Annotated in this window: 12 protein-coding genes; 8 read left to right on the top strand and 4 right to left on the bottom strand. The window is 71.2% G+C overall.

What is annotated here, in order from left to right:
* The coding region (locus tag M3Q23_02610) for a PEP-utilizing enzyme (protein MDP9341003.1) at positions 1–1,177 on the top strand (1,177 nt) is incomplete at its 5' end.
* Between the two features lie 19 nt (positions 1,178–1,196).
* Here the strand turns inward: M3Q23_02610 and M3Q23_02605 are convergent.
* Together M3Q23_02605 and dhaM are read right to left on the bottom strand one after the other, a co-directional pair.
* Positions 1,197–1,478 carry an HPr family phosphocarrier protein gene (locus M3Q23_02605; GenBank protein ID MDP9341002.1) on the bottom strand — a complete coding sequence of 94 codons (282 nt, stop codon included), beginning with the start codon at positions 1,476–1,478 and terminating at the stop codon, positions 1,197–1,199.
* The gene (gene dhaM, locus M3Q23_02600; protein ID MDP9341001.1) at positions 1,462–1,848 is read right to left on the bottom strand and encodes a dihydroxyacetone kinase phosphoryl donor subunit DhaM; all 387 of its coding nucleotides are present in this window, start codon (positions 1,846–1,848) and stop codon (positions 1,462–1,464) included. Before dhaM ends, M3Q23_02605 begins: the two co-directional genes overlap by 17 nt.
* Before the next feature lie 58 nt (positions 1,849–1,906).
* Here dhaM and M3Q23_02595 point away from each other — a divergent pair, with 58 nt between their 5' ends.
* The 3 genes from M3Q23_02595 (at position 1,907) to M3Q23_02585 (ending at position 3,398) form a co-directional block, all read left to right on the top strand.
* Positions 1,907–2,683, top strand: coding sequence for an IclR family transcriptional regulator (locus M3Q23_02595; GenBank protein ID MDP9341000.1), 777 nt, complete (start codon positions 1,907–1,909; stop codon positions 2,681–2,683).
* Positions 2,684–2,685: 2 nt separating this feature from the next.
* Positions 2,686–3,030 (top strand): Rieske (2Fe-2S) protein, encoded by a 345-nt coding sequence (locus tag M3Q23_02590; protein ID MDP9340999.1) that lies wholly within the window; start codon positions 2,686–2,688, stop codon positions 3,028–3,030.
* Positions 3,031–3,119: 89 nt separating this feature from the next.
* Positions 3,120–3,398: a hypothetical protein gene (locus M3Q23_02585; GenBank protein MDP9340998.1), complete on the top strand. Its 279-nt coding sequence runs from the start codon at positions 3,120–3,122 to the stop codon at positions 3,396–3,398.
* A gap of 115 nt (positions 3,399–3,513) precedes the next feature.
* On the opposite strand, the gene M3Q23_02580 is transcribed toward M3Q23_02585, so the two are convergent.
* Together M3Q23_02580 and M3Q23_02575 are read right to left on the bottom strand one after the other, a co-directional pair.
* Positions 3,514–4,620 (bottom strand): Gfo/Idh/MocA family oxidoreductase, encoded by a 1,107-nt coding sequence (locus M3Q23_02580; protein MDP9340997.1) that lies wholly within the window; start codon positions 4,618–4,620, stop codon positions 3,514–3,516.
* A gap of 2 nt (positions 4,621–4,622) precedes the next feature.
* On the bottom strand, positions 4,623–5,273 hold the full coding sequence (locus M3Q23_02575) for a lactate utilization protein (protein MDP9340996.1): 651 nt from the start codon (positions 5,271–5,273) through the stop codon (positions 4,623–4,625).
* A 140-nt stretch (positions 5,274–5,413) separates the two neighbouring features.
* Here M3Q23_02575 and M3Q23_02570 point away from each other — a divergent pair, with 140 nt between their 5' ends.
* From M3Q23_02570 to M3Q23_02555, 4 genes are all read left to right on the top strand, one after another.
* Positions 5,414–5,854, top strand: a complete 441-nt coding sequence (locus M3Q23_02570) for a MarR family winged helix-turn-helix transcriptional regulator (protein ID MDP9340995.1) — start codon at positions 5,414–5,416, stop codon at positions 5,852–5,854.
* A gap of 276 nt (positions 5,855–6,130) precedes the next feature.
* Positions 6,131–6,265 (top strand): hypothetical protein, encoded by a 135-nt coding sequence (locus tag M3Q23_02565; GenBank protein MDP9340994.1) that lies wholly within the window; start codon positions 6,131–6,133, stop codon positions 6,263–6,265.
* Positions 6,266–6,367: 102 nt separating this feature from the next.
* Complete coding sequence (locus M3Q23_02560) at positions 6,368–7,978, top strand: MFS transporter (GenBank protein MDP9340993.1); 1,611 nt, start codon at positions 6,368–6,370, stop codon at positions 7,976–7,978.
* Between the two features lie 14 nt (positions 7,979–7,992).
* Positions 7,993–9,232: HD domain-containing protein (locus tag M3Q23_02555; GenBank protein ID MDP9340992.1), on the top strand; the 1,240-nt coding region annotated here is incomplete at its 3' end.

Here is a 9,232-nt window from a genome sequence, read left to right as displayed (position 1 = left end):
CGCGGCGGGCGTCGCCGTGCGGGGCGGGCCGAACTCGCACGCCGCGATCGTGGCCCGCAGCCTGGGACTCCCGCTCGTCCTCGGGGTGGACCCCTCCATCCTGCGGGTCCCGGACGGGACGGCCGTGGTGGTGGACGGCGACGAGGGCACCGTGACGGTGCAGCCGGCGGCCGACGAGGTGGCCCGGGCCGTCTCGGCCATGCGCGCCGCCTCGGAGCGGCGCTCGGCGCTGGCCCGGGAGCGAGGCCTGCCGTGCGAGACCACCGACGGCATCCGGATCGGACTGCTGTGCAACGTCGGGACCGCCGCCGAGACCGCCGCCGGCCTGGAGGCGGGGGCCGAAGGGGTCGGGCTCCTGCGCACCGAGCTGTCGTTCCTGGAGGCCACGGTGTGGCCGGACGAGGGCGCGCACCGTCGGGCCCTGGAGCCGATCCTTCGCCAGCTGGCGGGCCGGCGGGCCATCGTCCGGGTCCTGGACTTCGGGGGGGACAAGGTGCCCCCGTTCCTGTCGGCCAGCCTGCCGGACGGGGCGGGTCCACATCTGCGCGGCCTGCCCTCGCTCCTCCAGTCGGAGGACGCCCTGGCCTCGCAGCTCCGGGCGGCGCTGGACTTGGGGCGGGACTGCCGGCTCGGCATCCTGGTGCCCATGGTGACGTCGCTCCGGGAGGTTCGGCTGGCCCGCACGGTGCTGGAGGGCGCGGCCGAGCGGACGGGGGTCCCGGTTCCCGAGCTCGGAGTCATGGTGGAGGTCCCGTCCGCCGCACTGCTGGCGGATCGCCTCGCCCAGGAGCTGGACTTCCTGTCGATCGGGACGAACGACCTCACCGAGCACGTGCTGGGGGTCAACCGGCGGGACCCGGGGGCCCGCCCGGCGCTCTCGGCCCATCCCGTGGTGCTGACGCTGATGAACCGCGTGGCCCGGGCCGGCCGGGACCACGGGTGCGCCGTCCGGGTGTGTGGGGAGGGGGCGGCGGATCCGCTGGTGCTGCCGCTGCTGGTGGGTCTCGGGATCGAGAGCCTGAGCGTGTCGCCGGCCCGGGTGGACGAGGTTCGGGCCCGGGTCCGCCGGCTCTCCGCGGAGGCATGCGCGGAGGTGGTCAGGGCCGCCATGGCCAGCGACTCCGTGGAAGAGGTGTGGGACCTGGTCCGGGAGCGGGCCTGGCCGGAGCTGCCCTGAGCTTGGGCGCTTTGGGGCGCTAGGCCGACGCGTCCACCGGGGTGACCGCCGCGAGCATCCCCGCCAGGGTCTCCACGGCCTGCTCGGCGTCGTCGCCGACGGCGCGAACCGTGACCTCGGTCCCCTTGGTGGCCCCGAGCTGCATCACCAGCAGGACGCTGCGGGCATCCACTTCCTTGCCGCCCGCGATGAGGGTGATCGGCCTGGAGCCGAATCCGGCCGCGACCCGGGACAGCTGCCCGGCCGGCCTGGCGTGCAGGTCGGCGGGGAGCAGGACCGTTCGCTCAGAACTTGGCGACATCGCGCGCCTGCCTGGCCGCTTCGGCCACCTCGTCCCGGGTCCCGCCCGACGCCGCCGTGACCGCGGCCGCCACGGCCCCCTCCACGAAGGGGGCGTCCACCAGCACGGCGCCGTGGTCGTTCCCGCCTTCCAGGACCGTTCGAACCGTCAGCACGGCGCTCCCGAGGTCGGGGATGATCACCACGCCGTCTCCGAGGTCCGCCCGCACGATCGCCTCCTCCACCAGGTCGACGCTGGTGCCGAGCCGGCCGTCGGACGCGCCCCCCGCCACCGCCAGGGGGACGTCCTCGGACCCGATCTGGGCCAGCAATTCGGCCAGTCCCTGCGCCAGGATCGGGCTGTGGGACACGAGTACAATACCCACGGTCACGTCGTTTCGGAGTCTATGATATCGAACAGCGTTCGGCAATACTGAAAGGCCAGGAATCGTGATCCAATCCGTGGAGCGGGCGGCGCAGATCCTGAAAGCCCTCGGGTCGGGCGTCCCCCGCCTCGGCATCACCGAGCTGTCGGACCGCCTGGGCCTGGCCAAGCCCACCGTCCACGGGCTCCTGCGGACCCTGGAGGCCCAGGAGCTGGTGGAGCAAGACCCCGAGACCGGAAAGTACCGCCTGGGTCCCGCGCTCCTCCAGCTCGGGAACGCGTTCCTGGACAACCACGAGCTCCGGGCCCGGTCGCTGCTGTGGGCGGAGTCGCTGGCCGCCCGGGCCAACGAGGGCGTCAAGGTGGGGGTGCTGTACGGGTCGAACGTGCTGATCGTGCACCACGTCTTCCGCCCGGACAACTCGGTGCAGATGCTGGAGGTGGGCGCCTCCATCCCGTGGCACGCCTGCGCCCCGGGCAAGGCCATCGTGGGCCACCTCGACGCCCCGGCGCGCGAGGCGCTCGTGGACGGGCCCCTCCCGGCGCTCACCGGCAGGACCATCACCACCGTCTCCGGGATCGAGCAGGAGCTGAAGCGGATCCAGCGGGTGGGGTTCGCCGTGGAGGACCAGGAGGCCATCGTGGGCGAGGGAGCCATCGCCGCCCCCGTGTTCGACAACCGGGGCGCGGCCGTCGGCGGGATCGGCGTGACCGGGCCCGTGGAGCGCATGGTCCCCAAGGGCCCGGACTCCTCGCTGGTGGTGGTGGTGAAAGAGGTGGCCCGGGGTCTTTCCCGGGAGCTCGGAGCGGGACGGGCCACGGCCAGGGCCGCGAGGGTATGAGCATGGGTTCGGACGAGATCGCCGGCGGCTGGATGCGGGCCATTCCGCTGGCGGAGCTGCCCGAGCGAAAGGCCAAGAGCGTCCAGGTCGGGGAGACCGAGGTCCTGCTGTACCGGATGGGCGACTCGGTCCTCGCCGCGGCCAACCGGTGCACGCACCAGGGCGCGCCCCTCGATCGCGGCGTGGTCAAGGTCGCCGGTTCCCTGAAGACCGTGGTGTGCCCGCTGCACGGCAGCACGTTCCTGCTCACGGACGGCCGCGTGCTGCGTGGCCCGGCCACCGTGCGGCTCCCCATCTTCGACGCGCGGATCGACGGGGACCTGGTGGAAGTCCGTCCGCACGGCTGACCGCGGGCCTTGGTCGATGAGCTCATGCTCTGGGTCCTTCATCCGGGACGACCAGCACTTCTCGTGGCACGGCCGGTAGATTGGCCCGGATGGCGTTCGAAGCGCACCCCGTCACGAAGGAGCGGTGGCCCGACCTGGTCGAGCTGTTCGACCGGCCCGTCGTCCGAACCTGCTTCTGCATGTTCTACCGAAAGACCGGCACGGACACGGGCGTCGGCCTGAAGAACCGGCGGGCGATGAAGGCCCTGGTGGACCGGGGGACCGTGCCGGGGCTCATCGGATACGAGAACGTCTCGCTCGGACCCCGGGAGGACTACGCGAAGCTCCGGCGCTACTTCTTCGCGAGCGGCCGGATGGTCCCGGTCTAGCCCTCCCCGTATCGACGGATGGCAGACGCCACGGGTGGTGATGGCGAGCTCACCCGCGGACTACGAGCGTCTCGGACTGTCGCCCACCTCGATCCCGCCGTGGGAGGGCAGCGGGTTACGCCTTCACGCGTTGCCCTGATTCCGCGGACCTCTCGATGGCGGCGATGACCTCGTGGCGCCGGACGGCGTCGGCGAAGTCCGGCACGGTGTGGGTTCCGTCGTCTTTGTCTGCCGCGAACGCCGCGTAGGCACGCCCGACGTTGAAGGCGGGCGCTCCTTCCAGGCTGGTGAGCGCGGGCCATCTCTGTGTCAGCGCCGCCGGGACGGCAAGCTCGGCGAGCTCGCTCTGCCCGTGTGCTCCCCAGACGGTCAGGGGAAAGATCTGGGGCTGTGCCTCGTCGGCGGTGATCCGGAGCGTTCCGTCGGTTCCGTTGATCTCCCACAGGAACCCGGTTCCGCCGGCCACGGCCTCACGGACGTGGACGCTGGCGATCGCCCCGGACGTGAGGGTGCCGATCACCGCGATCTGGTCGGCCGCCGTTTTCACGATCTGCTCCCCGGTCTCTTCGATGGTGATGAACGGCCTCCGAAGATCCGACACGGCCGACAGGTCGGCGAACTCGCCCAATACGTAGGTGAGGATGTCCAGGCTGTGGCCGACGGCGATCGTGAGCACGTTGGCCCCGTTTGTCCTGTCGAGCATGTAGGCGTTGGGCTGGACCAGAACGTCGCCCAGGACCGACAGCCCCACCATGGTCGTTGAGAGGACCTCGCCGACGTATCCGTCGCCGAGCAGCTGTTGGACGAGCTCGATCGCCGGCGCCTGGCGGGCCTGCAACCCGACGACCGTGCGAACCCCTTGCTCGGCGGCGAGCGCGGCCATCGCTCGCGCGTCGTCGAGGTCCCGACCGAGTGGCCACTCGCAGTAGACGGCCTTGCCGGCGGCAAGTGCGGCGGAGACGAGCTCTCGATGGTGCGGGACCTTCACCGTAACAGCGACCACGTCGACGTCCGCTCGGGTCACCACCTGCTCGTGGTCTGAGAACACCGCGCTGACCCCGAACGCTTCGCCCGCTGCGCGCGCGGATTCCTCGCTGTGCGCGCTCAGTGCCCGAATCTCGTAGTTCGGCAGCGCGCGCAGTGCCGGAATGTGGGCGGTGGCAGCCCAGCCCCGGACGGGGCTGACCCCGATGATCCCGACTCCCATCGTCGATCCAGGCATTGCTAGAACCCGAGGACCTCGTCGACGAGGACGACGGTGATGCGCTCGGGGATGATCTCGCGATTGATGATGAGGACCTTGTTCACGGCGCTGTGGATGCCGTACGCCGCCTGGGCGCGGGCATCCTCCAGAGGGAACGAGTACTCGTTGATCCGGCGCAGGCCTTCTTCGAGGTCCGACACGATCTTCTGCGTCCCCACCACGAGGATGACTCGCCCTGCACCGCTCGCGTACGGTCCGAGTTGACTGCCGCCCATCGAGGCCGCCAGCAGTGAACCGGTCTCGGTGACCGCGTGGACGCTCCCGAGCATCACGTCCGGCGCCGCAGACAGGCGGCGGATCTCGTCGGCCTGGGTCGTGCGGTCCAGGCTTCCGATGTGAGGGCGCACCGGTTCATAGCGGCCCGACTTCTCGATCTCATCGGTGATGCCGGACACCTCGAGCGACTGCGACGCGCCGTGATGAACCTGCGATCCATCCGGGATGAGATCCAGGACGATTCGCTTCGCTTCGGCCGCGTTCGCCGCCCGGATCGCTCGGATGCCGTTCGCTTCCAGGGCGGCGGCGGTCCGCGCAACCCGTTCGGTGGCCGCCACGGTACCGAACCGACGCCTGGTGGACTGAGCGAGGTCGAACTCCACTTCGGTGGACACGGCGGCCGCTCCTTTCCCGGGGCTGGTCCGCCCCCTGTATGCTTTCCCTTGCAAATACTTTACGCCCAAACTAGGTGCACATGCAAATACTTCCTGAGAGCGATGTCGCAGAGTTCTTCGACAGGCTCGTGGAGGATCAGGTGCCGGGCCGCCGTGGGCTCGAGGCCTGGCGCTCGCTGCTGCGCGCCCACGCCACGCTCATGCGCCGGCTCGACACGGATCTGGAACGGGAGACGGGTCTGGCCCTGGCCGACTTCGACGTGCTCGCTCAGCTGGCGGCCGCCCACGGTGAGTTGCGCATGACGGAGCTCGCGGCCCGGGCGCTCATCTCTCGCTCGGGCATGTCCCGTCGCGTCGCCCGGCTGGAGGATGAGGGCCTCGTCCGCCGGGACAGAGCGGGTACCGACGCCCGTGGTGTCGTGGTGGCGCTCACCGAGGCGGGCATCGCCCGGCTCGCCGAGACCGCGCCCGTCCACGCCCGGGGGATCTCGAAGCTGTTCGTCGCCCAGCTCGATGATCAGGAGCTCACCCTCCTCGAACGCGCTCTGAACAAGGTCATCGTCGACTGCTCCTTTGGCTGAGACCCGAAGCGCGGGTTTCCCGATCCGCGTGTCGAGCGGCTAGGCTCCCTCTCTCGTTTCCCCGAGGAGGTCTGAGATGCGGAGCGACGCGTGGCGGGGCCGGAGCCGTGAGGTCACAGAGGGGCCGGAGCGGGCCCCGGCCCGGTCCATGCTCGGGGCCGTCGGCTTCTCGGAGGAGGACTTCGGCCGTCCCCAGGTGGGGGTGGCGTCCTCGTGGAACGAGGTCACGCCGTCCGCGTGCTGGACGGGAAGGAGGGGACGGCGGCCACCGTTCGGGTGCTCATCGATTCCTCGGACGGCGAGAAGGAATGGACCACCGTCGGCGTGTCGGGGGACATCATCGAAGCCTCCTGGCGGCCCTCACGGACGGGCCTGGCCTTCGGCCTGCTGCACCCCCGCACCACCCGCTAGCGGCGCCCACTAACGCCGGCCGGCCGATCCTCCGGTAGTCTCGGTTCCGTCGAAGCCCTGATCCGAACGGGCGCACGACGGGCGTCGACGATGGAGCTCGAGATGGCGCGAACCGACATCCAGGCCGGCCCTCCGGGGGAGGCGGGCAGGGGCGACGCCCACCGATGGTGGACGCTCGGGCTCGTGTGCGTCTCCATCTTCATGCTGCTGCTCGACATCACCGTGGTGAACGTGGCGCTGCCCACCATCCGCCACGACCTCCACGCCACCTTCACGGACCTCCAGTGGGTGATCGACGCGTACGCTCTCGCGCTGGCCGTCCTGGTCCTGAACGCGGGCGCCCTCTCGGACATCCTGGGGCGCAAGCGCATCTTCATCGTGGGGGTCGCCCTGTTCTCCCTGTCGTCGCTGGCCTGCGGGCTGGCGCCGACCTCGGAGGTCCTGATCGTGTTCCGGGGGATTCAGGGCATCGGCGGCGCGATTATGTTCTCCACCTCGCTCGCCCTCATCAACCACGCCTTCCCGCCGCGGGAGCGGGGCACGGCGTTCGGCATCTGGGGCGCCACCACCGGCCTCGCCGTGGCCATCGGACCCCTGATCGGCGGGGTGCTGACGACCTCGGCGGGGTGGCGGTGGATCTTCTTCGTCAACGTCCCGATCGGGATCGTGGCGGCGCTCCTCTCGGTCGCGCGCCTGACGGAGTCCAGGGACCCCAGCAACCGGCGGATCGATTTTCCCGGGCTGGTCACCCTTTCGGCCGGGCTTGGCCTGACGGTCTACGCGCTGCTGCGCGGGAACGCCAAGGGCTGGACCAGCCCGTTCATCGTGGGGCTCTTCGTGGGAGGGGCGGTGCTGCTCGGCCTGTTTCTGTTGATCGAGGCGCGGAGCCCGCACTCCATGGTCGACCTGAAGCTGTTCCGGATCCCGGCGTTCACCGGGGCCCAATTGGTGGCGTTCGCCCTGTCGGCGTCGATGTTCTCGATGTTCCTGTACCTCACTCTGTATCTCCAGAACGTGCTGGGGTTCTCCGCCCTGGGGGCCGGGCTCCGGCTGATGCCGGTATCGATCCTGATCTTCGTGTTCGCGCCCATCGCGGGCCGGCTGTCGTCGGTGCTGCCCGTGCGGCTGCTGATGGGGGCGGGCCTGGTCCTGATCAGCGTGGGTCTCCTCCTGATGAGCGGGCTCACGCCGCAGTCCACGTGGACCGCGTTGCTGGCCGGGTTCGTGCTCGCGGGCGCGGGCGTGGGCATGGTGAACGCGCCGCTCGCCTCGACCGCCGTGGCCGTCGCACCGGGACGGCAGGCCGGGATGGCCTCGGGCGTGAACAACACGTTCCGGCAGGTCGGGATCGCCACGGGCATCGCCGCGCTCGGGGCGATCTTCCAGAGCCACGTGCAATCAGCGGTGACGATTGGCCTGGCCGGCACCCCCGCAGCCCGACAGGCCGGCGCCATCGGGCAGGCCGTCACCTCGGGCTCCCTCTCGCAGTTGCTGCGCCGGCTCCCCGGCCCGGTCAGGGCGCGAGTGGCCGAGGTGGCCCGCTCGGCCTTCGTGGGCGGGCTCAACGACATCTTCGTGGTCGGGGCCATCGTGGCGCTCGCCGGCGCCGTGGTGTCGGTCGTGTTTGTCCGGGCCAGGGACTTCCATCGACCCGAAGCGCCCGCCGGATCGGGCGAGCACGCCGCGGCGGTGGCCGGAAGCCAAGGGGGCTGACCCGGACGGCGACGGTGAGCGAGCTGCGACTGGCCGAGCTGATGGGGGCGATGTCGATCGCCACCGACATCGGCCTCGGCGCTCCACTCGAAGCCGGCCTGTCCGTGTGTCTGCTGTCGATGCGACTGGGCGAGGCCATGGGCCTGCCGGACGAGGAGCTCGGCCGAGCTTACGTGCTCGCGCTGCTGCGGCACATCGGCTGCACGGCGGACTCCGATGAGATGGCGGCGATGGGCGGCGACGAGTTCGCCATGAACATGGCCATCGCACCCCTGGACCACGCGGATCCCCGTCAGGTGATGCCCCGGATGCTTCGGCACCTGGCGCGCGAGTTCCCTGGGGCCCGGTTCCCGCCGGCGGTTCTTCGGCTGGTGGCCATGGCCCCGAGGATGCGGTCCCACGACGTCGCCCGGTGCGAGGTAGCCGAGATGCTGGCCGAACGGATGGGGTTCGACGCCCAGATCCAGCAGGACGTCAGGCTCTTCAACGAACGCTGGGACGGGAAGGGTCCGGCCCGCCTGAAAGGCGAGGCCATCCCCCGGCCGGTGCGGGTGGTGCAGGTGGCCGAGGGGGCCACGATCCTCAGCAACGCCGGCGGCCCCGCGAGCGTCCCCGAGATGGTGCGCCGGCGGGCCCGGACGATGTACGGGCCGGACGCCGCGGAGGCGCTCCTCCGGGACCCCGACGCCGTGCTCTCGGCCACCGACGTGCCCTCCGTATGGGACGCGGTGATGGAGGCCGACCCCGAGCCTCCGGTCGCGCTCTCGCCCGAGCGCCTGGACGGAGCCTTGCGGGCCATGGCGGAGTTCTCGGACCTGAAGTCCTCCTATCTCGTCGGCCACTCCACGGGCGTGGCCGATCTCGCCCGCGCCGCGGCGGAGGTGGCGGGCTTGCCCTCCTCGGACGTGGACGAGGTCCACCGCGCCGGCCTGGCCCACGACGTGGGGCGGGTGGGAGTGTCCGCGACCATCTGGAACCGAAAAGGCCCGCTGTCGTTCGACCAGTGGGAGAAGGTCCGGATGCATCCGTACTACACGGACCGGGTGCTGGCCCGTCCGGAGGCCCTCCACCGCCTGGCCGGCGTGGCCTCGATGCACCACGAGCGCATGGACTCCTCCGGCTACTTTCGCCGCGCTCCCGGGGCCCAGCAGCCGCCCGGGGCCCGGCTGCTGGCGGCGGCGGACGCCTTCCATGCCATGCTGGAGCCCCGGCCGCACCGCGAGGCGCTGAGCCGCGAGCGCGCGGCGGAGGAGC

It is taken from the genome of Actinomycetota bacterium (genome assembly GCA_030774015.1).
GTDB lineage: Bacteria > Actinomycetota > UBA4738 > UBA4738 > JACQTL01 > JALYLZ01.
The sequence above is the reverse complement of the archived record's forward strand: the minus strand, read 5'-3'. Positions and strand labels throughout refer to the sequence as shown.